General features: G+C 31.7%; 17 protein-coding genes. 6 read left to right on the top strand and 11 right to left on the bottom strand.

The features are described 5' to 3' along the window. Positions 1-38 precede the first annotated feature (38 nt). Positions 39-6,629, bottom strand: coding sequence for an alpha-2-macroglobulin family protein (locus tag MC378_RS11540; RefSeq protein ID WP_242178912.1), 6,591 nt, complete (start codon positions 6,627-6,629; stop codon positions 39-41). Between the two features lie 170 nt (positions 6,630-6,799). On the opposite strand from MC378_RS11540, the gene MC378_RS11535 reads away from it, so the two are divergent. After that, a complete protein-coding gene (locus tag MC378_RS11535) occupies positions 6,800-8,152 on the top strand; it encodes a UDP-N-acetylmuramate--L-alanine ligase (RefSeq protein WP_242178911.1) in 1,353 nt (450 codons plus the stop codon). Here MC378_RS11535 and MC378_RS11530 read toward each other — a convergent pair. From MC378_RS11530 to trkA, 7 genes are all read right to left on the bottom strand, one after another. Next, positions 8,136-9,248, bottom strand: coding sequence for a nucleotidyltransferase domain-containing protein (locus MC378_RS11530; RefSeq protein ID WP_242178910.1), 1,113 nt, complete (start codon positions 9,246-9,248; stop codon positions 8,136-8,138). The genes MC378_RS11535 and MC378_RS11530 overlap by 17 nt on opposite strands. Continuing rightward, a complete protein-coding gene (locus tag MC378_RS11525; protein WP_242178909.1) occupies positions 9,238-10,374 on the bottom strand; it encodes a phosphoenolpyruvate carboxykinase (ATP) in 1,137 nt (378 codons plus the stop codon). The genes MC378_RS11530 and MC378_RS11525 overlap by 11 nt, the downstream gene beginning before the upstream one ends. Positions 10,375-10,459: 85 nt before the next feature. Further along, positions 10,460-10,630, bottom strand: a complete 171-nt coding sequence (locus MC378_RS11520) for a hypothetical protein (protein ID WP_242178908.1) — start codon at positions 10,628-10,630, stop codon at positions 10,460-10,462. Between the two features lie 27 nt (positions 10,631-10,657). Next, positions 10,658-13,882 carry a T9SS type A sorting domain-containing protein gene (locus MC378_RS11515; protein WP_242178907.1) on the bottom strand — a complete coding sequence of 1,075 codons (3,225 nt, stop codon included), beginning with the start codon at positions 13,880-13,882 and terminating at the stop codon, positions 10,658-10,660. A gap of 104 nt (positions 13,883-13,986) precedes the next feature. Beyond that, a complete protein-coding gene (locus MC378_RS11510) occupies positions 13,987-14,754 on the bottom strand; it encodes a hypothetical protein (protein WP_242178906.1) in 768 nt (255 codons plus the stop codon). A 60-nt stretch (positions 14,755-14,814) separates the two neighbouring features. Next, a complete protein-coding gene (locus tag MC378_RS11505; protein ID WP_242178905.1) occupies positions 14,815-16,314 on the bottom strand; it encodes a TrkH family potassium uptake protein in 1,500 nt (499 codons plus the stop codon). A 3-nt stretch (positions 16,315-16,317) separates the two neighbouring features. Then, positions 16,318-17,664 carry a Trk system potassium transporter TrkA gene (trkA, locus tag MC378_RS11500; RefSeq protein WP_242178904.1) on the bottom strand — a complete coding sequence of 449 codons (1,347 nt, stop codon included), beginning with the start codon at positions 17,662-17,664 and terminating at the stop codon, positions 16,318-16,320. A gap of 385 nt (positions 17,665-18,049) precedes the next feature. On the opposite strand from trkA, the gene radC reads away from it, so the two are divergent. The 3 genes from radC to MC378_RS11485 all read left to right on the top strand — a co-directional run bounded on the left by radC (position 18,050) and on the right by MC378_RS11485 (position 20,990). Then, entirely contained in the window at positions 18,050-18,736 is a 687-nt protein-coding gene (radC, locus tag MC378_RS11495) for a RadC family protein (RefSeq protein ID WP_242178903.1), read from the top strand. Between the two features lie 94 nt (positions 18,737-18,830). Further along, on the top strand, positions 18,831-20,135 hold the full coding sequence (locus MC378_RS11490; RefSeq protein WP_242178902.1) for a polysaccharide deacetylase family protein: 1,305 nt from the start codon (positions 18,831-18,833) through the stop codon (positions 20,133-20,135). Next, entirely contained in the window at positions 20,136-20,990 is an 855-nt protein-coding gene (locus tag MC378_RS11485) for a hypothetical protein (RefSeq protein WP_242178901.1), read from the top strand. Here MC378_RS11485 and MC378_RS11480 read toward each other — a convergent pair. Further along, the gene (locus tag MC378_RS11480; protein ID WP_242178900.1) at positions 20,930-22,225 is read right to left on the bottom strand and encodes an MATE family efflux transporter; all 1,296 of its coding nucleotides are present in this window, start codon (positions 22,223-22,225) and stop codon (positions 20,930-20,932) included. The genes MC378_RS11485 and MC378_RS11480 overlap by 61 nt on opposite strands. 1 nt (position 22,226) lies before the next feature. Beyond that, positions 22,227-23,360, bottom strand: a complete 1,134-nt coding sequence (locus MC378_RS11475) for a glycosyltransferase family 4 protein (protein WP_242178899.1) — start codon at positions 23,358-23,360, stop codon at positions 22,227-22,229. Positions 23,361-23,434: 74 nt separating this feature from the next. Between MC378_RS11475 and MC378_RS11470 the strand changes: the two genes are divergently transcribed. Together MC378_RS11470 and MC378_RS11465 are read left to right on the top strand one after the other, a co-directional pair. Then, positions 23,435-24,118, top strand: coding sequence for a YjjG family noncanonical pyrimidine nucleotidase (locus MC378_RS11470; RefSeq protein WP_242178898.1), 684 nt, complete (start codon positions 23,435-23,437; stop codon positions 24,116-24,118). A 50-nt stretch (positions 24,119-24,168) separates the two neighbouring features. After that, on the top strand, positions 24,169-24,960 hold the full coding sequence (locus tag MC378_RS11465; RefSeq protein ID WP_242178897.1) for a hypothetical protein: 792 nt from the start codon (positions 24,169-24,171) through the stop codon (positions 24,958-24,960). Here MC378_RS11465 and MC378_RS11460 read toward each other — a convergent pair. Further along, entirely contained in the window at positions 24,957-26,228 is a 1,272-nt protein-coding gene (locus tag MC378_RS11460; protein ID WP_242178896.1) for a replication-associated recombination protein A, read from the bottom strand. The two genes, MC378_RS11465 and MC378_RS11460, sit on opposite strands and share 4 nt — an antisense overlap. Positions 26,229-26,300 lie beyond the last annotated feature (72 nt).

Below are 26,300 nucleotides of genomic sequence, written 5' to 3'. Positions count from 1 at the left end.
GCAAGATTTAAAATGTAATATTTTGTTAACGGAATGGCTTATTTTTCTAAGACATTAATTCTGAATCCTTTAGAGTGACTGCTAAACTCGGGCGCATACATACTTTGTATGCTTGTAATTCCGTTACTAAAGCTACCTGCATTATGAACTCTTACATCGTATTCAAAAACATAAATACCTTTGGGTAAGCTATCAAAAAAGAAATGGGTAGCGGCATCTTTGCTGCTTTCATAATAGCCTAAATTGTCTTGCCATTTGTATGTGGATAAAACATTAATTGGCTCAACACCAGAAGCTCGCATGTCTTTCATGTGAATAAATTCCATATCTCTATCGCTTTCTAGTTCAATTCTAATTGTAATAATATCACCCACTTTTACTTTGCTGCTTTTGGTAATTTCTTGCAACTCTTTTCCGGTATCTGAATTTACTTTTAAAAATAATTTTTTATTCAATTTTAACGGAGTTTCTGCCGGTGTAATTTTGTCTAAATCTTCAAAATATTGCCAATACAAACCACCCCAAGCAATTCCGTTTCCTTTTTTGTTGATGCTCACGGTTGCCATTTCTTTTTTAATTTCATCAGCCTTCCAAGAAGTTTTAAAATAACCCGTTCCTGCTGCTACTTTTTCATTTTCTAACTTTTTTGGATCAATGCTTTTATCGCCAATACTTATATCAACCATTTCTGTAACAGAAATCCAATCACTTCCATTTAACAACAATGCATACACGGCCTCTGTAGTTGCTTTGGTGGTTTTCCATCTATTAGTTTGCTTGTTTTTTAACAACCAAATTTTTAACTTGTCAATTGTTTTGGTATCGTTTTCAATTTCTGAAAAAACTTCAATAAGTAATGCTTGTGTTTCAATAGGTGCTTGATAGTAGTAATAACCAGAGGTGTTGCTTTTCCAATACATGCCTAATTCTTTAGAGCTAATTGAGTGCTCTTTTAACGATTTTAAAATCTTGTGGGCAACTGCTTTTTGATCGCTTCTAAATAATGATAATGCAATTTGTCCTTTGGCATATAAATTATATGCATTCCAATATTTTGTAGTTTGATTGCTGTAATAATCAATAGCCTTTGTAGTGTTCTTGTCTAAAGAAATTGAAGGATAAAAACTACGCATATACAAATACTGAATGGTAAAATAGTTCAAATTATTTTTAGCTAAATAGGCTTTGTATTTTTTGATTCCTATGGTTTTTGTTTTTGCGGTTTCTTTAATTTCGGTAGCTCTTTTGATTAATTTTTCATATTGTGCTAACAATTCTTCGTCTAAATAGTGAACAGTTTTCTCAATCATTTTTTGTGTTGAGCTGTCAAAATTATCAACGCCTAATTTTTGTAAATGACCAAATCCTGTGGCAATATGTTGGGTAATAAAATTACTGGCAGAACGCCCTCCTTTAAACCAAGAGAATCCGCCAGAATTCATCTGAATGTCTTTCAATTTATGCAAGGCTTTTTCTTGCTCGTTTTTCATTTTATTCAAATCAAACAATAAAGCAATTCGTTTCTTTTGTGCTGTTTCAGATTGTGCATCTCTTAACCAAGGTGTTTCTTGAATAATCAGCGATTTTAATGCTTGATTCTTTTCTAAGTTACTCAACAAAGCATCGGATGATTTCCATGCATTAAATACTTCCTGAATTCTTGGGTTCGAATTGGCTACAAAACTTGCCAATGTATTGGCATAATACCTAGCAAATGTTTGTTCTGCACATTCATATGGATACTCCATTAAATAGGGTAAAGATTGAATGGCATACCAAACGGGATTTGAGGTCATTTCTAAAGTCAACTTATGATTTTTTAAAGTTGATGAGCTGTTGTTCTTTAATTTATCTAACGTAAATGTTTTGCTTTCATTAGAACCAATCCACATGGCTAAGCTTTCTGTAACCAACATACGGTTAGATAAAACGGGCAATACATTTTGTTCTCCATCTGAAAAAGCTCCTGCTTTTGCTACAATTTTATACTGAACAGCTTGTAGGGTTTCTGGAATTGATAAATGCCAAGATACTTTTGTATTTCCATCTTTGTCAACTGTAAAATTCTTAGTCGTGTCTAAGTTTTCTAATTCAATATTTATTGCTTTTCCACTAAGGGCATCTGTTAAAATCAATGTAGCAAATCCACTTAACAAATTATTTGTCAAATTGCTAATCTTTGCAGCAATGGTAATTTGATCTCCTTCACGTAAAAACCTTGGTACGTTAGGCACTACCATCAACTCTTTTTGGGTAACCGTTTGCAATGTTTTTGTGGCCGATGTCAATTCAGATGTATGGGCTAATAATTGTAATTTCCATTGGGTTAACGCTTCTGGCATGGTAAAACTAAAGCTTACTTGTCCGTTTTTATCGGTTCTTAATTGTGGGAAAAAGAAGGCTGTTTCTTTAAAGTTTGTACGTGCTTTTACTTGCAATAATTCTTGGGATATAGCTTTTTTTGTAGTAATAACAATTACTCCATTAACACCTCTTGCTCCATAAAGAGAAGTGGCAGCGGCATCTTTTAAAACAGTCATTTTTGCAATATCACTTTCGTTTATAGTAAGTTCATTAACAAGAACTCCGTCTACAACATAAAGGGGTTGCTTTGCTGCTGTGATACTCGAAAAACCTCTAATACGTATTTGTGATGTATCTTGATTCATTAAACCAAGTCCAGCAACCTTCCCGTTTAATCTAAATGCAGAACCTGTTAGGGTTTCTTTTTTTGCTGTTCCATAACCGCTAATTACAACTTCATCTAAAACGGCATCTTCATCCACATCTAGTTGTACGTTTAAATTTGTTTGAGAGTCTATGCTAAATTCTCTAGAGATATATCCTAAGTAAGTAAATGATAATACATCGCCTTTTTTTATTTTAAGGGTATAATTTCCATCAAAGTCGGTTGTTGTTCCAAAATGGGTGTTGTTAATTTTTACAGAAACTCCGGGTAAAGCTTCTCCATGTTCATCTGCAACAATACCGGTAATAATTCCATCAAAGTCGGTTCTGGTACTTGCTATTTTTCTTTTAAGATCATTTAAATAGGTGCTGTTTAACCAAGTGCCCTCTAAACTAAATCCAAACCAATTATAGGTATTGTGTGTAATACTTGGATAATTGTAGTAATTTCTACGGTTATTAGTAATGTTAAAATAGGTGTTTTTAAAACTGTTAGACGCTTCACTTTTAGAATACGAATAGTAACTGGCTTTTGGTGTGATAGGGTTAAAATTCCATTCATGTGGTTTAAACTCGTCTAAAGAGGCATCGTACATAGAAGCTAAAACTTCTGCCGTTACTTTATCGTTTGTATCATTTTTAATGCTAAAACTCCAAGTTTCTTCTTGTCCTGGTTGTAGTTTGTTTCTAAAAATATCAGTTTCAATTTCTAATTTTTTGGGAGCTTCAACAACATTAATAGGTAAGCTACCACTTTCAAAATAATTGTAATTTACAAAATGATATTTGATAGCAAAACCGCCTAGATCTTCTTTGTTAACTGGTATTTTTATGGTTTTGGTTGAGTTGTTTAATCGAATCAAACGGGTTTCTATAATTTTATGATTCTTTTCTACTTGTACGGTAACGGTTACATTTTTTGAGGCAGAACCAATTTGAATTGCTACCACATCGTCAACTTTATAAAAAGTTTTATCGGTGTTAATTACAAACAATTGCTTGTCTGCTACTTGTTTTTCTTTGGTAGAAAAGAGAGTAAATTTCTTTTCGTCTTTTACAATTTGACCAAATTTATCTTTGCTTTCTAAAATAGCAATGTATTTTCCTGAAATCCATTTTTTACTGTTTTTTAAAAGGAATTCTTTGGTGGTTTCGGTATCAAAATCTTGCTGAAAGACAAGGCTTCCTTTTTTCCATTTCTTTGCATCAGCCTCCGCATCGGTATAGGCTTCATTAGGAAATAATTTTCGAAAGATATGTTCAGGAATATCTTGATAATCTGGTGCTGCCCAAACTCTTTTTCTCTGTGGTTTTTTAGGGGATTCTAATTTATAAATACGAAGACTTCCTTTTGCTGCTACAAATGTTCCATTTAGGTTTTTTGTGTCAATACCAAGTTTGTTTTCTTTGGCATTTTTATCAATATTTTCATCCAAAATAATACTAGCTAATAAAGCATGATAACCTACTTTTATGAGTGTTTTGCTACTTCTTGTTTCTCCGTTTACATCGGTTACATCGGCAGTAATTTCATAATTAAAAATAGGCAAACTTTCTCTAGACACACTTTCATCCGCAATGGCTTTAAAGGTAATAGAGAAATTTCCAGATGCATCGGTGCTACTTTCTCCATGTGTTATTTCTTGTGCTTCAGAACTTACATTGGGCTTGTACCAATAATACCAACTAGGATATTGTACTTTTCGATACACCCTATAAACAACTTTGGCGTCTGTAATATTGGCACCAGAAAACGCTTTTGCAAAACCTTTTACAGTGACAGAATCATTGATTTTAAAACTGTCTGTAATGGGTTTAAATGCTGTTTTAAATTTGGGTCTTTTGTATGCTTCTACAGAGATATAAGAAACGCCATAATCAAAAGTTACCTGCTTGTAATAAGCTACATCATGTGTTTCACTTTCATCAACTTTAATTTTATATTCACCTGTCAAACCATTATCAGGAAGTATAAATTCACCTGTAACAGAACCAAATTCATTCAGTTTCAAATCTAACTTCTCTACTTCTTGACCGTTTACATCTTCTAAAACTATTTTTACAAACTTATCTTTTACAATTTCCGATTGCTCTCCTTGTTTTTTTATAACAATGGCTTTAAAATAGACGGTTTGCCCAGGTCTATAGATACTTCTGTCGGTAAAAATAAAGGGCTTTATACTGCTTTTTTTAGAATCATGGCTATTGTGATTTCTATAATTTTCACTAAGATAATAATTCCCAAAAAGGGCTGCATCAGTTTTAGTTTTTACGGCAATACTTACATTCTGATAATATTTTTTACTTTTAAAAGAGGCAAATCCGTATTGGTCTGTTTTTAAATTTTTATGAATGCGATTTCCTCTTCTTTGTATTTTGTTTGTAAGGCTAATTTCGGCATTTTTAATAGGTTTTCCGGTATTTCTGTCTACGACTTGATAATTGTGTTTGTCTTCAAAATTATTTTCTATAAGAGCCAAATTACTAACTTGTATAGAAGTGGTTCCGTAAATTTGATCTTCGGATAAATCTTCACTTTCTGAGGCAACAATTAAATAAGTTCCATGCTCAAATGCTGGGGCAATAATTTCTGTGCTATGCTGTAAATAATCGTTTTCATTTCTCAAAGTTTCTTGCCAAGTTTTTGCTTTTTCTAAAACATTGATAAGGGTCATTTTCTTTTTAAGTTGATGTATTTTTTGAAATGTTTCTAAGTTTCTTTCAGAGATTTTATAGGCCGTAAAATAGAGCTTGTCAACATTTTTATAATGGATTAAAAAACGGGAATGTTGCTGTATAGGAATATATTTTTCTGCGGTAATAGACAAAGAAGATCGCTCTATTTGTGCTTTTAATGCAATGCTTTTTTTAGCGGCTAAACTCTTAGGGTATTTTTCAATAATTGCATGACAAATGTCTATGGCTTCTTTATTTTTAAAGCGTACTTCTTTATTTTTGCTATAGCTGTATGTAGTAGCTTTTTCGTAATACTTTTTAGCAATTTCAAAAGCATATAAGCTACTTTCTTTAGAATTTTCAAAAATAATACTAGAGGTTTCTAAGGTTTTTAAGAAAACACTTTCTTTGTCATCAAAGGTTCCATGGGTGTTTACATAATAAATTCTTTGCAAATCAATAGCAACTAATGCTTCTTGATTGTTGCTTTTTTGATGAAACTGAATTAATTTTTGATAGATTTTTAAGGTGTTAAATGCCAAAGACAAACGGTCTCTTGTAACCAAACTCAATTTTGAAAATGTGTTTACATCACTTAAATAAATAGGTTCATCTATTTTAAATTGATAACTCGGTTTTGTAATGGTTGCTTCTGAAGTCTTATAAAAGTTCAAAGCATTGTTTGCTAAAAAATCATACAAAGTGGGCCTGTAGTTTTCAGCACCTTTTTGTAAGTGTAAAATGGGGGCAAATTCAGAAATGCTTATTTTTTGAAGTGCATCCGCGTTTTCTAATGAAGCTTTAAAATAAGTGTGAATTTCTTCAAATAAGGTATTCAAATCCCAAGTTCTAAAGTCTTCAAAATTTGTTTTTTCTTTGGTTTTTGTTCGGTTGTAAAAGGTGTATCTATTCTTTTTAAAATATTGCCAATATAAATTGGCCAATACATTTTCTAACACATTTTTGGTCGGAAATTCACTTTTTGAAATATGCTTTTTAAATTGTTGAATAACTTTTAATTGTGCATCTTCTTCTAAAATTAAGGCAAATTTACTTTGGTAAAAAAGCGATTTTATAAGTTGTGCAGAATTATTATCTTTTGCTGCTTTGGCGTAAATTTCTTCAACAATTTTTAATGCCGACTTTGGTAAATGAGCTACTTCTAATTTTTCAACTTTTAACCAAAGAGCTTTATAGTCTTCTTGGGCGTTTGTGATAGAAGAAAAGAATATAATCATTAATAATGTGGTTGTAATTTTTTTCATAATTCAAAAATTGGATGCCTTCAAAGCACGTCTAATTTTAATGGAAAAACAAACCAAAACGAGTAAACAAACCTTTTGAGTTGGTAAAACTACTTTTTGAGTGAGTTTCGTTCTAAATATAATCAATATTGTAAGAAGCTTTTGTATTTTTACCCCTTTAAATTTTATTGATGAACATACATTTTATTGCTATTGGCGGAAGTGCAATGCACAACTTAGCAATTGCTTTACACCAAAAAGGATACCAAGTTTCTGGAAGTGATGACGCAATTCATAATCCTTCTAAATTTCGTTTAGAAAAATACGGGTTACTTCCTAAAGAGTTGGGGTGGTTTCCAGAGAAAATCTCATCAAATTTTGATGCTATTATCTTAGGAATGCATGCTAAAATAGACAATCCAGAATTGTTAAAAGCGCAAGAACTAGGGCTTAAAATATATTCCTACCCAGAGTTTTTATACGAGCAATCTAAAGATAAAACAAGAGTGGTAATTGGGGGTTCGCATGGTAAAACAACCATCACTTCTATGATTTTACACGTGCTAAATTATCATGAAAAAGAAGTAGATTATATGGTAGGCGCACAATTAGAGGGCTTTGAAACCATGGTGCATTTAACCGATGAAAATGAATTTATGCTCTTAGAAGGTGATGAGTATTTAAGTTCTCCTATAGATAGGCGACCAAAATTTCATTTATACAAACCCAATATTGCCTTGTTAAGCGGAATTGCTTGGGATCATATCAACGTATTTCCTACTTTCAGCAATTATGTAGAGCAGTTTAGAATTTTTACAGATTCTATGGTAAATGGCGGAAGTATGGTGTACAATGAAGAAGATCCAATCGTAAAAGAGGTGGTAGAAAGTTCTCAAAATCATATTAAAAAATATCCTTATCATACTCCCCAGCACACCATTAAAAACGGTACTACATTTTTAGATACTCCAGAAGGGGAGTTGCCTTTAGAAATTTTTGGCATACACAATTTACAAAACTTGGCTGGGGCAAAATGGATTTGTCAGCACATGGGGGTCGATGAAGATGATTTTTATGAAGCTATTGTAAGTTTTAACGGAGCGAGTAAGCGTTTAGAAAAGATAGCAGAAAATCAGTCTACAGTTATTTTTAAAGATTTTGCGCATGCTCCTTCTAAAGTAGAAGCCACTACAAAAGCCGTTAAAAATCAATATAAAGATAGAACTGTTGTGGCTTGCTTAGAATTGCATACTTATTCTAGTTTAAATGCAACTTTTTTAAAAGAATACAAAGGGGCTTTAGATGCTGCCGATAAAGCGGTGGTGTTTTATGCTCCCGATGCTGTAAAAATCAAACAATTGTCAGCGGTTACTGAGCAACAAATTGCAAATTCTTTTCAAAGAGATGATTTAATTATTTATACAAACCCAGATCAATTTAAAGCCTTTTTATTCAGTCAAAATTTAGAGAAATCAGCAGTGGTTTTAATGAGTTCTGGTAATTATGGCGGATTGGATTTTGATGAGGTTAAGCGTTTGGTTTAGGTTTTTTAAGTCCTAATTGCACCAACTTTTCTTGTTGCCAACTTTTATCTGTAATCCTTTTTAGCAACCAAGTTCTGTGGGCTTTGTCAAATAGAGATTTGTAAACAATCTTCAATCTGCTTTTTAGAAACAGTTTGTTTTTTGTGGTTTTATATTGTTTTTTTCTAAAACCATCATTTAGTATTTGTTTGTTAAATACTTCTAGATAGGCCTCTGTTTCTTTACTAGAAAGGTATTCTAATGATGTAGGTTTGTTAAAGATTTCATAGCAACTTGCTAAAAAACATTCTAAAGGGGTTTTTAGTTTGTCAAACTTTGTAAAAGCTGTTTTTGCATGGGTTTTTTTCGATAATAAAAAAACATCATAGGCATTTCTTAAGGCGATGTTTTTATAATAAAAACCAGCATCATTAATTTGTTTGGCAATGATAGATAACGAAAGTTGATTTTCATAACTCAATACATAAACTCCTCCTAAAAGTTGAGGGTCTTTTTGTACCAAGTTGTAATGAAACTCATCGGCATAGGTTTCTAGCAAAAGCTCTTTATGAATTTCTACAGCAGCAATATTACCTTTTTTTTGCAATCTAGGATAATGCTTAAACATTGGGTAATCATAGGTTGTATCATGAACTTTGGTATATCCAAAATTAGATAAAACTTCGATTGTTTTGGTATAATCTTCTTTAGAAAATATAAAATCAATATCACCCACCATTCGTTCACCAACATCTTCATACAAGCCTTCTAGCAAATTTCCTGTTCCTTTTAAAAAAATAGGGGTAATACCATTCGCTACTAATAAGGCATTAATTTCTTGGGCTTGAGCTATAATTTGTTGGTTTCGTGCTCTATTCAAATCGGTAATATGCACCATATAATTCACCAATTCTTCGGGTAAATAAGGTAAAAATCCTGCTCTTTTTAAATTACAATACAAAGCAGGAAAAACATAATGTGCAGTACTTAATTTTACCACAGCATCCCAATCTATATGGTTTGTTTTTAATTCGTTTTCAACAATATTTTTATTGTGCTTTTCATAATTTATGGTCAAACATTTTCCAACAAAAAATAGCACTTCTTTATAGGTCATTATCAAATAAGTTTGTTACTGTTTCTATCATTTTCTCATTATTAGAATAGGTAAGTTGGTAGCAGTTTAAGGCTGCAAACCAATCTAAAAAAATAGCAGCGTTTTCTTTTATAGGCGATAACCAAGAATCTGGAACCAACTGCTCAAAGGCATCTATTTTTGAAATCTTTTTACAACTAAGTGCTGCGTCTTTTTCGTATTTAATAAAAACCAATTCTTTACAAGGCAAATGTGCAAAGAAATTAAGGTTGTTTGGTTTTAAATAGCGAACAATTTTATTAAGTCTCTTAAAATCATATTCTGCTGTTGTTGCTAATTCTGGATAGATAGGTAATAAGGTTTCTAAACTATTTTTTTTGATAGAAATGGCAGCAGGAAAACTATAGATTTCTTTTTTAGCAACATCCATAGGTACAAAATCATCTGCCAAACAAGTAAATCCATGGGCTTGCAATAATGCCAATGAAGTACTTTTGCCGTTGCCAGAGTCTCCTAAAAATAAAATAGCTTTTTTTCCATTACTTACGGCAGAGGCATGAAAAACACCCATCCATTCTTTTTCTTCTTTTTGATGAATTTTCTGAATCAATTCCATCGAAAATTTACCTTGAAAGTAATGAATTTCTTGCCGATTCCATCCTCCAATCATACTGCCATCTACAAAAAGAAAGAGATAATTGTGATTGGTAAATACGGCAAATTCGTTTTGATATTTACTAGCTTTGCTTTCTAAATGTGCAAATTTGGGATGCACATAAGACATCTCTAACTCATGGGCAAAAGAAATTTTAAATACAATGTCATTAATTTTATAGTACTTTATAAATTCAAATGTTTTTGGAATTTTTAAATCTCTATAATCATTAACTATTTTAGGGTTTGTCTTTGTTTGCGGACTGTATAATTGTGCTTCTAGATTTAAAACAAAATCAATGGTTTTGTCTATAGGAATACTTAATTTTTCCGACAATTTTTTTGCAATTTCTTTAACAGAAACCCTATTGCTCAATTGTTCTAAAATGGCAGCGGTTGTGTTTTCTAATACCAAGTATTCATTACTGTTCTCAAACCAAGTAAGAGTTTTGTCTTCTATACCTTTATATAAAAATTGAGGCTGTTTGTTCATAAGGAATAAATGTAGTTATTTTAACATTCATACAAAAAAAAAACGCTTCGAAAATCGAAGCGTTTTTATAAAATAATTTAAACAATTAAAATCCTGTTCCTGGTGCTTCAGGACTAGAAGCTTGTGCCTTTTGCGGATTCAATATCATATAAGTCCCTAAGGCAGTTAATGCTGCGTATTTTCCGTAGTTCCCTATTTTCTTTAGGGCTTCTTTACGTGTAATTTCGTCTGTTGTATTTGCTATATTTTTTTTCATGATGTTTCGTTTTTTACAATTAGCAGATTATTCTAAAATGATTTTTTTATTCAATTTTCCTTTTTCTGTTTCTAATTGAACAATATAAACACCACTAGCTACTTTTGGTAACGCTAGTTCTTGTACTCCGTTAGAACTAAAAGAGGTCTTTAATACTTGTTTTCCAAGAACATTATACATAGCAACAGTTGTTTTTCCTTGTGGCAAACCTACCATTTGTAAGGTAGTAGCACTTGTTGTATAAACACTAATGTTTTGTAAGTTGGTTTCATTTACAGACAATACACTTGGCGTTGTATGTATGTAAAATCTTCCAATTCCGTTCAAACTTTCGGTTAAAGTAACTGCATATTCGCTATTTGCTTCATCCAAACGTGTAAACGTATTATTGTCTCTATCTTCTAAAAACACTTTAATATCAGTAGGCAAGTTCATGGCTGCTGCTGTAAATGTAAGTGTTTGTCCGCTTTCTGCATTTACTCCTACAGGCACAATCATGTTTTCATAATCACTATTTGGTAAAGATTGTACTTGGTATCTTTTTCCTTGATTGTCTGTAATTAAATGAGAGTACACTGCAAATGGTTGTGCAACACCTCCAAATAATTCTCCGTCATAACCATTATCAAAACCAGTTGTAGTACCATCTATATAATACATTTTTAAGTATCTAGAAGCTTCTCCGTTATCCATCAATAAATGAACCTCTGGTCTTGTATTGGCGCTACGCTGAAAAGTATCTGGATCCTCATTACTTTGCATTGCTGTTGTAAAAGTTACATCATTCTCAGAATTAGCTTCTACAAAGAATCCTTGCCCTGGAGCAATTTTAAAATTTTCTCCTGCAACTTTAGTTTCGTAACTTCCTGCTGCTTGGTCCCAAAGCCATAAAGTAGCACTTGTAATATCGGAAGTAGTAATACCTTCTTCTGTTAAAAAAGTATTGCTATTAATATAAGCAGTGTAGGGATTTCCTATTAAATTAAAATTGTTACCATTTACACCACCTTGTGTTAAACCAATAGCTACATCACCTGTATTTAAAGTTCCTGTAAAAGAAAGATCTCCTGCAGCACCTAGTTTAGCAGTATATCCTTTTCCATCTTCCAAATTATCTGTAGCAGTATTGGCAAAATAAGCCCATCTGTCATTTACATTTGCTTGTGAGTTGTCATAAGGTGCAAAACCAATATTCGTACCTGTTCCACTTGCAAAGGTGTTATTAGCTCTCATGTCTGTCATGTCTTCTCCACTTACAGGACTAGAAACCAAATACCAAGCTTTGGCATTGTCTGCATCATAAGTAAGGGTTCTTTTATAAGTTACATTTCCTGAAGCAGTACCGTTTACGATTAAAGAACCCCCAGGATTTATAGTAAGGCCATCTGTTTCTGTAATAGTTAAGTCTTTTGCTAAAGCAGCCGTTGTTCCACTAATAATAGGTGCGTTTGCTACTTCTGGAATTACAACATTTTCTGATGCTGTAGGTAATTCATTAGTATCCCAGTTTCCTGGTGTAGCCCAATCTGAATCGATATTTCCTGTCCAAGTTGTTGGAGTGATTAATTTATAAATTGATATATCTCTTTGAGAACCAGTATAACAAGCAAATCTAGGCGCACCTGAATTGTATTGTAATCTTCTATTTGTTACTGCTAAGTTACTTATGTGAAACTCATCTGTTTCATAAGTAATAGTCCATCTTTGATTATCTGTAGTTACGTCATCAACAATTTGAACATTATTGTCACTTCCAGTATAAGAAACATATTTAGCTGTGGAACTATTAAATATCGTTTTTCCCGCTCCATTTGTTTTAATTTCCCAAACTATTGAAACGTCAGGATTTGTAAGCGTATTTGATGCTGGCGTTACATCAGTTTTACCTAGATAAGTACCATTATGAGTATTATTCATTGCGAATGACTCATCTGTCTCATCAATTAATACATAATAACTGCTATCAACGATATCAGAAACATCAGTAATTTTTACAAATGTACCAACACCAGAATAAACGGCAGGTACTTCATCATCTACAATAGTAACTGTATGCGTAGCTTGCGAAATCACCAAACCAGTTACACTACTAGTTTCGGTAATCGTTAAAATAACCGTTTCGTTATCTGCATCTGCATCGTCGTTAATATCTAAGGTAATGTTTTGAGTTTCATTTGTAGAAAAAGACAATGCTGTTGGTGATGTAAAAGTATAATCTCCACCCGCAGCGGTTCCTCCTGTAACACTAACATTGATGTTTATAGGAGTTCCAGAGTAATTGCTAACTGTAATCGGAATGTTGGCACTTGTAAAAGTAGCATCCGTTTCATTTTCAGAACTAGTAGCAGCATCAAAACCAATACTTGGAGGTGTCTCGTCTTCTGTAACAGTAACCGTATGTGTTGCTTGCGTAATAGTTAAACCAGTAACTGGAGTTCCTCCTCCTTCTGCAATTGTTATAATAATGGTTTCATCATCAAAATCATCTAAGTCAGGGTTTATATCAAGATTAATATTCTGTGTGCCATCTTCAGTAAATGTTAATGCAGTTGTATTTAAGACATAGTCTGCACCTTCTGCACTTCCACCAGTTACAGTAACTGTAAGGTCTATTTGGTTACCATCGTAATTAGAAACGGTAACTGGAATATCAATGTCAAAAGTAGCATCGGTTTCATTAACTGTGCTTGTTTCAGCATTAAATGTTACGGTTGGGTCTACAGAAGAAAAAGCTGTCCAAGTTATATTGTCTATAGCAACTCTATTTTCTCCTCCACTACTGCTACCACCAATATTATTGGCTACTTTTATAACAAAACTTCCTAATTGATTAATATTAGGAATTGTAGTGGTAATACCTGTTTCAGTATCATCGTAAGGTACTGTGCCTACACTTACATTGTTAATATATACTGTTACAGAACCAGATCCTGAACCAGCAAAGATTTGTTTTACAGTTAGTGTAATTTCTCCAATACCTCCTGTAATTGTACCTGATTCTACATAGGTATTAGCCTTATCATCATTTAAACCTACTCCCTGTCCTGAAGCGACAAATGTTGCAGTACCAGTTCGTGAATTTGTTGCAGTCCATGTTGAACCATCATCACCAGTCCAAGTTCTAGTAGTGTATGACGTGCTTGAGCTTGTGTCAATGTTGTCAAAAGTTTCAGTCCCTTGCCCAAAAACATAGTTCGTACTAATTGCCATCAAAAATACGAGAGCAATCTTAAATAAGTTGTTTTGTTTCATGTTATAAATTATTTAGAGTACTAATCTACAAAAAAAAACAAAAACAAAAAATTTATAAAAAGATTTTACAATATGGTAATACTAAGCTAACTAAAAAGAACAACTTACTTGGTCATTGTTAAGATTTCATCAAATAAATAGATCACTTCTTCTAGGGCAGGTGTTGTTTTTAAGTGGTTATAAGTAGAGGTGTCATAAGAGTCAAAAGAGGTACATTTGGCTCTTATAATTTTACTGTCTGCTAAAAATTTATAACCTTTTCCAGAGGCTTCTATGCGTACTCCTTTGCCTAAAGGGATATAGGTTTTACAAAGATCGGATACAGAATACATATGTTGTTGGTCCCAATCTACATACCATTTGTTTTTGTAATCATTTTGTGTTTGAAAAATTTCGGTAACTCTGGCTAAAATTTCCTTTACATTCTTCTTTGTTTCGGATGAGTATTTTCTGTTATTATTATTATTATTATTATTTGGGTAATATTCCTTTATAATTGCATTTAGTTTTTCTATAACTGGACTTAATTTTTGGCTCAGGTTCATAGAATAACCTGTTCTACTTCCGTTGGTTTCTCCCATCTTTTTTAAACATTTTCCAGTTTTACACTTAAAGTTTAAAAGGGTAGCAGAACCATCTTTAGCTTCTATAATAATCTCGTCCATTTTTGCTCTATAAGAACCAAATTTATCAAAACAAACCAATTCTTTAGTGGTATTGTCTACCGCCCAAATGGTATGGTACTTATTGTAATCTTTAAATTGTTGGTTTACATAAGTTAAATTTTCAAATACCACATCTTTATCCTGTGCAGTGCTTTTTAAAACGTTTAAAAAGGACAAACAAACAAGTAATAATAGCGCTTTTTTCATAGTAAAAAATAGATTTTGTAAGCACTAAAAATATAAAAAAATAACTAACTAAAAAATTAATTAGCTTTTTCTCCAAAAAAATGGGGTAAATAAAATAAGTACGGTAAACAGCTCTAACCTACCTATTAACATTAAAAAAGAACAAAACCATTTGGCTCCTACAGACAAATGGGCAAAACTGTCTACAGGGCTCACAGAGCCTATAGCAGGACCTATATTTCCTAATGATGAAGCAGCAGCACCCATGGCAGACATAAAGTCTAAGCCCAAAAGGGTTAAGATTACAGAGGAAATGATAAAGATTAGCATGTAAATAATAAAGAAAGAAAGGATATTAAATACAATGGTCTGGTTTATTTTTTTACCATCATATCTTACAGGGATAATGGCATTGGGGTGCAATGCTTTTTTAAATTCTAAAAAACTATTTTTTAGCATTACAATATGGCGCACAACTTTAATGCCTCCACTGGTAGATCCGGCAGAGCCTCCTGTAAAAAATAAGGCAAAGAAAATACCGGTGGCAAAATAACTCCACATGGTAAAATCGGCAGAAACAAATCCTGTAGTAGTCACTACAGAAATTACCTGAAAAAGGCCATGTCGTATAGCACTTTCGGCTCTTCCGTAAACCATAGGGTGGGCAATGCTAGTTTGTAAATTGGGGTCTTGAAAAAAGTAAATAATACTAATAACAATAGCAGAAATACCTAAAACACCAAATAAATAATATCGAAATTCTTCGCTTTTAAATACCTTTTGTATTTTTCCTTTTAAGGCAAAATAGGTAAGTACAAAATTGGTACCGGCTACAAACATAAAAAAGATAATAATATATTGTACCAATGGCAAATGATTGTAAAAGGCTACACTGCTATTTTTGGTAGAAAAACCTCCAGTACTAAGGGTTGCCATAGCATGGTTTATGGCATCAAACCAAGTCATACCTGCTACTTTTAGTAAAAAAAACTGAACAAAAGTTAAAAGTAGATAAATCAAATACAAACGTTTGGCTGTATCTGTAATTCTTGGATGTAGTTTGTCTGCAGAAGGTCCTGGGGCTTCTGCCATAAATAGCTGCATACCGCCAATTCCTAAAAGGGGTAAAATGGCAATGGTTAGTACTATAATTCCCATACCACCAATCCAATGTGTGGCACTTCGCCAAAAAAGAATTCCTTTGGGCATGGCCTCTATATCGGTTAAAATTGATGAACCTGTGGTAGAATATCCAGAGATGGTTTCAAAAAAGGCATCGGTTACACTGGGGATGGCGCCAGAGAGTAAATAAGGCAACATACCTGTTATAGAAAGGGTAAGCCAACCAAGCGTTACTATTAAATAACCTTCTTTTTTTTGAATATTGGTACTTGTGGGTTTGTTAAATAGATAAAGAAGCAATCCTATAAAAACAGTAATTATACCTGCGTTTAAAATCCCCCATTTTTCGGGTTCTTCATAATAAAAGCTAAAGGGAAGGGCTATAAACATAAAAATACCATTTAAAATGGCTGTAATCCCTAAAAAACGATAAATAATTTTGGTGTTTAAAGTAATCATAGCTTATTTAAAAAAACTTTCTACCGCACTAATGGCTTCGGGCAAACAGAAAACAATCACTTTATCGCCGGTTTGTATTTGCATACTCCCAAAAGACGTCATGGGCTTTCCATTTCTAATTATTCCTCCAAATACGGCTTCTCTAGGAAAACGTAAATCTTTTACCGGCTTTTTGGTTACTTTAGTGCCTGCTTGTACTTCAAATTCAAATACTTCGGCATCTATATTATGCAAGTTGGCCAAAGCCAAAACTTCTCCTTTGCGTATATGCCTCAGAATATTACTCGCGGCAATTAGTTTTTTATTGATAAGTGATTCTATGCCAATGGTTTGAGAAATTTCGATATAATCCATATTCTCTACCAAAGCAATGGTCTTTTTAACTCCTTTTGATTTGGCTACCAAACAAGACATAATATTGGTTTCAGAATTTCCTGTTACGGCTATAAAGGCATCGGTTTCTCTAATGTTTTCTTGCTCTAATAGCTCTAAATCTCTTCCATCTCCATTAATCACCAAAGTGTCACTTAACGCTTCGGCTAAATTTTCTGCTTTATCTCTATTTTTTTCAATCAACTTAACGTTAAAGTTGTCTTTACAAAGGTTTCTAGCTGTTTTTTCTCCAATACTACTGCCCCCTAATATGATAACATTTTTGATGTTAAATTGCTTTTTTCCTATAATAGGATACAAGTCTTTCATACTGTAATTGGGTACAGAAAAATAAACCTGATCGTTTAACTGGTATACGGTATCTCCTCTAGGAATAAGGGTTTGGGCTAGATTTTCTCTTTTAATGGCAATCGTAGTAAAATCTACGGTATTAAATTTTTGTCTTGCTTCTTTTACCGTTAAATGCAATAAAGGCGATTTGTAGCCTAAAGAAGTTCCCATTACATTAAAAACACCGCTTTCAAATTCTACAGTATCATTAAAGGATGATCTGTTTAAGAGCATTTTTATTTCATTGGCAGCCAATTCTTGCGGAGAAATCATAAAATCTACTCCAAATTGTTTAAAATCAATCTCACAATTATTTAAAAATTCCGGATTGTCTATTCTTGCAATGGTTTTTTTGGCGCCTAAAGATTTTCCAATCACAGAAATGGTAAAATTGGTGTTTTGACTTTCGGTAACGGCTATTAACAAATCGGCAGAATCAATGCCAATTTCTTTTAACAATTTGATAGAAGTGGCATCTCCTTTTTTGGTAATCACATCTAAATGATTGTTAATGTAGTTCAAACGGTCTCCATCAAAATCTATGATATACGTATCTTGTGATTCGTAAGAAAGCAATTTAGCTAAGTGAAAACCGACGTCTCCAGCACCAGCTATTATAATCTTCATATTAAAAAAAATATTGGAATAGGCCACAAAGATACAAAAGTCTGTTTGAGTTATGAATATTTTAATTTTTCTTTTTTCTGCGGCTTCAATTTTGGGTCTTTTGCTAAAATGAGAACACACGCATGGTAAGTTTCATAAAAATGGGCAGTAATCATGTCAAAATTTATCTAAGAATGGCTACGGGCATTTTATATCAATGCAAGGGGCATTTTTAACATGGGGCAGCGTCATAGCAACGTCATAGGAACGTCATAGTAACGTCATGTCAACGTCATGGTTAATTCATGGTTAATTCATGGGGCAATTTGCCTTCAAAACAGTCCTTTGTTTTTTAAAAAACAGCAATTTTTTTTTACATTTGAGTACGTTTATAGAAATCAGAGATATGGAAAACCGAAGTATAAAATCTTGGGCGGTAGATGATAGACCTCGAGAAAAATTACTAGCAAAAGGTAAAACAACGCTATCTGATGCAGAATTAATTGCCATTCTTATTGGTTCTGGCAATAAGCAAGAAAGTGCTTTGGCACTAGCAAAAAGAATATTACAATCGGTAAACGGTAATATAAATCAGTTAGCAAAACTTTCTGTACAAAAATTATCCGCTTTTAAAGGAATTGGAAATGCCAAGGCAATTGCCATTATTACTGCGCTAGAATTAGGGAAAAGAAGACAGTTAGAAACCGCCTTAGAAAAACCTAAAATTACAAATAGTAAAGAGGTGTTTCAATTAATGCAACCCATTATAGCAGACCTAGAACACGAAGAGTTTTGGGGGGTATTCTTAAATAACGCTAATAAGGTTTTAACAAAATATCAAATAAGTAAAGGGGGCTTAACGGCCACTATTGTAGACATTCGATTGCTCTTTAAAAAAGCTTTAGAGTTAGCTGCTGTGAGTCTTATTGTTTGTCACAATCACCCCTCAGGAAAATTACAACCTAGTAATGCCGACAAACAACTTACTCAAAAAATGAAACAAGCGGGCATAACTTTAGACATAAAACTATTAGATCATTTAATAATTACCGAAAAAGCGTACTTTAGCTTTGCAGATGAAGGCTTAATATAGTTTGCAGTTTTCAGTAGCAGTAAACAATAACTGCTAACTGATAATTGCTAACTGATAATGGATAACTGACAACTGAAAACTGCCAACAAAAAACATGATACTAGTTTATACGCATAAAATAACACCTAGAATTCGTTATATTTTTAAACACATTCTTACAAGAACGCTATTAATTCCTGTAAATTTTACGTCTAAAGTAGAAGAGTTTGTGGCACATAACGGACCCAAAATGTCCTATACCAAAACACCGTTGGCAAACGAGTTCTTTGTAAAAAGCAACGATTTGTTATTCGAGCAAGGGGTAAACGATTTAGAAATTAGCATGCAAAAATGGGACAACGTTCCTTGTTTCTTTGTAACCGGACCAAAATCGGCCATTCCTTTTGATATCTTTGCGGCTAGCTTTTATTTAATTACGCGTTACGAAGAGTATTTACCACATGTTAAAGATGCGCACGGACGTTTTACTGCACAAGAAAGTTTAGCTTACAAAAAGGGGTTTTTAGAAAAACCGGTCATAGATATTTGGGCCTATAAATTATTAGCTGCCTTACAAGAAAAGTTTCCCGATTATCAATATCAAAAAAGAGAATATCAATATATTTCTACCATAGATATAGACAATGCCTATGCCTATAAATACAAAAGCTTAGTAAGAAGTGTTGGAGGCTTTTTTAATGACCTTTTTAGATTTAGAATTTTAAATGTTTGGAATCGTTTTGCGGTGGTCTTCAATATCAAAAAAGATCCTTTTAATACTTTTGATAAAATATTAAGAATCAAAAAAGACTACAAGATTAGAACCGTTTTCTTTTTCTTGATTGGCGATTATACTACGTTCGACACCAATGTTTCTGCCTCTAAAAGTAAGTACAGATTGCTTATCAAAGAAATGGTAGATTATGCTAGGGTTGGATTGCATCCTTCTTATTTTTCTATGGATAATGCAACCATTTTAAAGAAAGAAAAAGAACGTTTAGAAGAAATTACAAATATGCCGGCAACCAGATCTAGGCAACATTATTTAAGGTTTAGTTTGCCAGAAACTTATCAAAATTTAATAGATTTAGAAATTACAGAAGATTATTCTATGGGCTATGCAAGTACCGTTGGTTTTAGAGCAAGTACTTGTACTCCTTTCTATTTTTACGATATAGATTTCGAAATTCAAACACCCTTAAAAGTATTTCCTTTTGCCTTAATGGATACTACCTTAAACGATTATATGAAACTAACTCCTAAGCAATCCTTAGGTAGAATTAGAGATTTAAAAAACCAAGTAAAAGCCGTTAACGGTACTTTTATCACCCTCTTTCATAATGAAAGCTTAAGTGATTATTTGCGTTGGAAAGGATGGAAACGTCTGTACGAGTCTATGATAAAAATTGCCATTTCTTAGATGATAAATTTTGTAAAAAGAAGAAATTTAGATGTTTTAAAATACGATGATTGTATAGAAAATTCGCTACAATCTAGAGTGTATGCTTTTTCTTGGTATTTAGATATTGTGGCAAACAATTGGGGGGTGCTGGTTTTAAATGATTATGAAGCGGTAATGCCAATTCCGTTTAATACAAAGTATTTTATAAAATATGCTACACAGCCTTATTTTTGCCAGCAGTTAGGTATTTTTTCAAAGAATGTTCTTTCCGAAGAGCTTCAAAGAAAAATGCTACATAAAATTCCGTTTAAATTCGTAAAAGTAGCTTTAAGTTTAAATGCAAAAAATCTTTTAGTAGCAGAAGATGAAAGACGAAAAAACTATATTTTAAAACTTCATAAAGAATATGTAGATCTTCAAAAAGATTTTTCTAAAGGAAGAAAACATGCCATAAAAGTAGGGGAGAAGGCAGGGTTAAATTTACTTCCAATTCCTATCGATAAACTTATCGAAATTCAAAATAAAAACTACAAGTATAAAATACCAGAAGCAAAATTAAAGAATTTAGCAAAAGTTTTTCTTCAAAACAACAAAGGAAATATTTTAGGTGTTTTTAAAGACAACGTATTGTTGGGCGGAGGTTTTTTTATAAAAGACAAACACAAAGTTGTGTACTTGTATTCTGCATTTACAGCAGAAGGAAGAAGATTACAAGCAGCAAGTTTTTTAATTGCAAATATTATTAAAAAATACCAGAACTCTAATATAGTTTTAGATTTTGAAGGTGGAAACTTACCTAATATTGGTAAGTTTTACAGAAGTTTTGGAGCAGAAGAAGAAGTGTATGCAACCTTTAACAAAGCCTTCTTATAAAGAATTTTAAAGCAGACAAAAGAAAGCAAACCTGTTAGCCACATTAAAACAGCAGATGTTATTGCTGCTCCTTTTATACCGTATTTCGGAATTAAATAATAATTACTAATAATATTTAGAATTAAAGCAATGATAGCAATATAATAATTTACGTTTGCTTTGCCTATAGAAGATAGAAGGTTTCCAAAAAGTCCTCTAAATATAAAAATTCCAGACACTCCTAGCATCATTATAAAAAAAGTAGAGGTGTATTTTGCAAAGTTATCATCTAGTAATGTTAAAAGAAAGCCTCCAAAGAAATAAGAGATGACTAATAAGAAAATACTTACAAGCAGAAATAAGAGCATATAGCTTTTAATGTATTCTTTAATATAATTTTTATCGTATATTTTTTCTGTAAAAGCTACAAAATCGGTGGCTATAAAAACACGTGGTAAAAATAACAAGCTAAAAGGAATTAATGAAATATATCTATAATTGGTAACCATCTCTGTGTTTGATAATAAGTAACCAATTAATAAAATGTCAATAACAAAAAGGAGTTGTGTAACTACGTTAGATAAGCTTGCAAAAAAGCCATATTTCCAGAAAGTAAGATCTATAATATTTGATTTTATTTTAAGCTTAAAATTAATACCTATCTTTTTTATAAACAAAAGAGACGTAAATATAGGACTAATAACCAAAGCAATTGCATAACCAATTTCGGTAAAAAAATAGCTTAAAACAATGACATTAATTAGCAGTAAAATGCTCTGTGTAATTTCTGTGTAGGCAAATTTTTTATTATCATGATTCAATCGCAATTGTGCTTTTATAATTTCTAAAAGAAAGGAAGGAATAATTATAAAAGACAATAAAATTAAATAAACTTTAGTATTTGGAAATTGAAAATCGATAAAAAGGGCACCAATAGAAATCAAGGTTATTAAGAGCAAAGAAACGAAGAGTCCCTTTTTTAAAACATAGAGAAATAAGCTGTTTTTTTCTTCATTAGTGGTAAGTAAAGCTCCGTACCTTAAAAAACTTTGATGCAAACCTAATCCACTAATAGGAATAATAAAAAGAATAATATTATAAGCAAAAAGTACTACACCCAATTCTTTGTTGGGAACTAATTTTAGCGCAAACCAAGCCGCTAAAAAAGAAAATAACCTTGCAAAAATAGTGGCTAAAAAAACATAGCTTCCTTTCCTGCTTAAAAAATTTGAAATGTATGATCTTAGTAAGTTCAAGCTATTTTTTTAATGATTGATAGTAAAGTAAAGAAAATTTATTTAAAATGATTTCTTTACTAAATTCCTGTTTTACAAAAGCGTGCATTTTTTCTACATCAATATTCTCAAAAGTTTTTTTAGCATTTAAAATTTCTTGAAATAGAGCTTCTTCATCTTTTATAGGAATTACACTGCAAAAATCATGTGTTTTTAAATCCATAGCAATACCCGTATTTGTAGATATAACAGGGGTCCCAGAAGCAATGGCTTCGGTGATTACAATCCCAAAAGTTTCGTAATTACTAAAAGAAATACAAATTGTTGCTTCTTGTAAAAGTATTGCTATCTCTTTTTGATTTTGATGTTCTAAAAAAGAAACCTTACCATTTTTTAAATTTAACTTTTGTAGAAAATCTTTATATTCATTACCGTTATTTCCTACGAATTTCCATTCAAAATAATCTAATTTTTCATCTAAAAGTTTTGCAACTCGTAACATTCCAGAAATGTTTTTATGCGCATCTTTTAAGTTAGATACGTGTACCAGTTTTAAAAATACATTTTCAATTTTCTTAGGAGTAAAGATGTCGGTATCTACCACATTGGGTACTGTTACAAAATTTCCTTTAAACCCCATTTCTTTCATGTTATTAGAAAGATAATCACTTACATTACAAATTGCGAACGCTTTTTTTACAATATACTTTGAAATCAATTTTTGAAAGAAGGGAGTCTTTAAATTGCTAGCTTTTAAATATCCTGTAAAATGTTCTGAAATTAAGTATGGCTTTTTTAGTTTATAAGAAGTTAGTTTTGCAAAAATGCCAAAAGGGTAAATTTCATTGAGATGTATAATATCAAAATCGATAACTTTCTTTAAAAGTAATTGATAAGCTTTCCAAAATAGGGCTATTTTAATTAGGGCATTTTTTTGAGGTTTTACATAGGCAATATGAACGTTCAATTGCGGGCTTTTTTTAGAAACAATTTCTATGTCTTCAACAGAATGATCATCTGTAACAATATGTAATACAGTTACTTTTTGTTGCTTAGAAACGGCTTCTGCATGTCTTTGAATAAAATCTCCGTTGGTTGGAAAAACCCTAGAAGGATACCAACCACATAAAAAAAGAATATGAAGATTTTGTTTCAAAAATAGATCAATTTATATAACAAATATAACAACTATAATATAGTTTATTTGGTAATAATTTTTACTTTTAAGGCATGGATATAGAACACGTCTTTTTCGATTTAGATCATACCTTATGGGATTTTGAAAAAAACTCCGATTTAACTTTTCAAAAAGTATTTGACAAACAAAATATAACAGTAGACTTATCAAGCTTTTTAGATATTTACAAACCTTTAAATAAAGAGTATTGGAAACTTTATAGAGAAGAAAAAGTAACGAAAAGTGAGTTAAGATATGGGCGTTTAAAAAAAACTTTTGACGCAATAAACTATACCATCTCTGATGAGCTAATAGATGTAATAGCTATAGAATATATTGATTTTTTGCCAGATTTTAATCACCTGTTTGATTATACCTTTGATATTTTAGATTATTTAAAAGAGAAATACCAGCTACATATAATCACTAACGGATTTGAAGAAGTACAAACCAAAAAAATGAAATCGTCTAAGATTTTTCATTATTTCGATAAAGTGATTACTTCAGAATCTGTAGGTCTCAAAAAACCCAATCCTAAAGTTTTTATACATGCATTAGAAACAGCAAATGCTAATACCGATAACTCAATTATGATTGGTGATAGTATAGAAGCAGATATAGAAGGAGCAATTAATATTGGCTTAAAAGCAATTCATTGTAATTTCGAAAATGAGAAAATTAATTCTGATAAATTTGTATCAATAAATTCTCTTTTAGAAATAAAACAATATATTTAAACCAGATTAAGTTATTTAACCTATCTGTATAACTTTAAATGATAATTAAAATGATAAATAAAATTTTACTAGGCTTATTTTTGATGATTTGTATGTTTGCCAATGCTCAAAAAAAAAGTGTTAATAATTATAAATATATAATTGTTCCAGAAAAGTTCGATTTTTTAAAGAAAGCAGATCAATATCAAACAAGTTCACTCACAAAATTTTTATTACAAAAGAAAGGATTTACTGTATTTTTAAGTAATGAAGAATTGCCTTCAGAGTTGGCTGTCAATAAATGTTTAGCGCTATATGCTAAAGTGGTAGATAAATCTGGAATGCTTGCCGTTAGAAGTGCAGTCGAATTAAGAGATTGTTTTAATAATGTTGTTTACACATCTCAAGTAGGAAAAACCAAATCAAAAGAATATAAAAAAGCGTATCATCAGGCAATTAGAAATGCTGTTAGCTCTATGCAAGATGTAGTTTATGAATATAAAGAAGAACCTATTCAGAAAGAAGAGGTTATAATAGCAAAGAATATTTCTGATAAAGTAGTTAAAAACGTTGTGATAAGTCCTAAAGTGATAGAAACTCCCTTGGTAAAAGATAAGATTGCTAAAAAAGAGAGTATACTTTCTAAAGAGTTAAAGGTTTTATATGCACAAGAAAAAAACAATGGTTTTCAATTAGTAAATACAAAACCAGAGGTTGTTTTTATGATTTTAAAAACCAATGTAAAAGATGTTTTTATCTTAAAAGACAAAAATGGAATTCTTTATAAAAATGGGACTCATTGGATTGCAGAATATTATAAAAACAATCAATTACACACAGAAAAATATCAGATAAAATTCTAATAATCATATCTGTTTTTCCACCTGTTTTTTAGAATTTCTCTAAATTGATTTTCCCTAGAATTAGCTCCGGGTTCATATATTTTGGTTCCTGAAATTTCATCTGGTAAAAATTCTTGATTTACAAAATTGTCACTATAATTATGAGAATATTGGTAGTTTTTACCATAATCTAAATCTTTCATTAATTTTGTAGGAGCATTTCTTAAATGTAGAGGTACAGATAAATCTCCTGTTTTTTGCACTAAATTTTGCGCATCATTTATTGCCATATAAGAGGCATTACTTTTAGCAGAATTGGCTAAATAGATGGCACACTGACTTAATATAATTCTAGATTCTGGATGTCCAATTACAGATACAGCTTGAAAAGTATTATTGGCTAAAATTAAAGCAGTAGGGTTTGCATTTCCAATATCTTCAGAAGCCAAAATAAGCAATCTTCTAGCTATAAATTTAACATCTTCGCCGCCTTCTATCATTCTTGCCAACCAGTAAACAGCAGCATTAGGATCACTTCCGCGAATCGATTTTATAAAAGCAGAAATAATATCGTAGTGTTGTTCGCCTGTTTTATCATAACGAACCGTGTTTTTTTGAATTTTCTCTAAAACTAAATCGTTCGTAATTTCAATTTCGTCATCTGCCGAAACTAATAATTCAAAGATGTTTAATAATTTTCTTGCATCACCTCCAGAAACTTGTAAAAGAGCATCTGTTTCTGTTAACGTTATTTTTTTAGCCGATAAAAACTCGTCTTCTTCCATCGCTCTGTGTAAAAGAGCAATCAAATCGTTTTTATCAAATGAATTTAAAATATAAACCTGACAGCGTGATAGGAGAGCAGGAATCACTTCAAAACTTGGGTTTTCTGTGGTGGCACCAATTAAAGTAACCCAACCTTTTTCTACGGCACCTAATAAAGAGTCTTGTTGAGATTTACTAAATCGATGAATCTCATCAATAAATAAAATAGGATTTTTAGCCGTAAACAAACCACCACTTTTCTTGGCTTTTTCTATAACATCTCTAACATCTTTTACTCCAGAGCTTATGGCGCTTAATGTATAAAAAGGCCTGTTAGATGCTGTTGCTATGATGTTTGCTAATGTTGTTTTTCCTATTCCTGGAGGTCCCCATAATATTAATGACGGTATAATTCCTTGTTGTATTAAATTAGTTAAAACACCATTTTTACCAACCAAGTGTTGCTGACTAATATAATCTTCTAACGTTTTAGGTCTAATTCTTTCTGCCAAAGGTTCATTCATTCAGTAAAAATAACAAAGATTTCTGACAGAAATTGTAAAAAAGTTATTTGGTTAGATTTTTGTTATTTTTAT

This window comes from Polaribacter marinus (assembly GCF_022662535.1).
In the GTDB taxonomy this organism is placed as follows: Bacteria; Bacteroidota; Bacteroidia; order Flavobacteriales; family Flavobacteriaceae; genus Polaribacter; species Polaribacter marinus.
The sequence above is the reverse complement of the archived record's forward strand: the minus strand, read 5'-3'. Positions and strand labels throughout refer to the sequence as shown.

Bases quoted from the DNA above. Each gene is read 5' to 3' on its own strand.
- MC378_RS11485 (WP_242178901.1), top strand. From the start codon at position 20,136: ATGATAAATTTTGTAAAAAGAAGAAATTTAGATGTTTTAAAATACGAT.
- MC378_RS11520 (WP_242178908.1), bottom strand. From the start codon at position 10,630: ATGAAAAAAAATATAGCAAATACAACAGACGAAATTACACGTAAAGAA.
- MC378_RS11540 (WP_242178912.1), bottom strand. From the start codon at position 6,629: ATGAAAAAAATTACAACCACATTATTAATGATTATATTCTTTTCTTCT.
- MC378_RS11530 (WP_242178910.1), bottom strand. From the start codon at position 9,248: ATGACCTATAAAGAAGTGCTATTTTTTGTTGGAAAATGTTTGACCATA.
- MC378_RS11460 (WP_242178896.1), bottom strand. From the start codon at position 26,228: ATGAATGAACCTTTGGCAGAAAGAATTAGACCTAAAACGTTAGAAGAT.
- MC378_RS11525 (WP_242178909.1), bottom strand. From the start codon at position 10,374: ATGAACAAACAGCCTCAATTTTTATATAAAGGTATAGAAGACAAAACT.
- MC378_RS11465 (WP_242178897.1), top strand. From the start codon at position 24,169: ATGATAAATAAAATTTTACTAGGCTTATTTTTGATGATTTGTATGTTT.
- MC378_RS11535 (WP_242178911.1), top strand. From the start codon at position 6,800: ATGAACATACATTTTATTGCTATTGGCGGAAGTGCAATGCACAACTTA.
- MC378_RS11505 (WP_242178905.1), bottom strand. From the start codon at position 16,314: ATGATTACTTTAAACACCAAAATTATTTATCGTTTTTTAGGGATTACA.
- MC378_RS11470 (WP_242178898.1), top strand. From the start codon at position 23,435: ATGGATATAGAACACGTCTTTTTCGATTTAGATCATACCTTATGGGAT.
- MC378_RS11515 (WP_242178907.1), bottom strand. From the start codon at position 13,882: ATGAAACAAAACAACTTATTTAAGATTGCTCTCGTATTTTTGATGGCA.
- radC (WP_242178903.1), top strand. From the start codon at position 18,050: ATGGAAAACCGAAGTATAAAATCTTGGGCGGTAGATGATAGACCTCGA.
- trkA (WP_242178904.1), bottom strand. From the start codon at position 17,664: ATGAAGATTATAATAGCTGGTGCTGGAGACGTCGGTTTTCACTTAGCT.
- MC378_RS11510 (WP_242178906.1), bottom strand. From the start codon at position 14,754: ATGAAAAAAGCGCTATTATTACTTGTTTGTTTGTCCTTTTTAAACGTT.
- MC378_RS11490 (WP_242178902.1), top strand. From the start codon at position 18,831: ATGATACTAGTTTATACGCATAAAATAACACCTAGAATTCGTTATATT.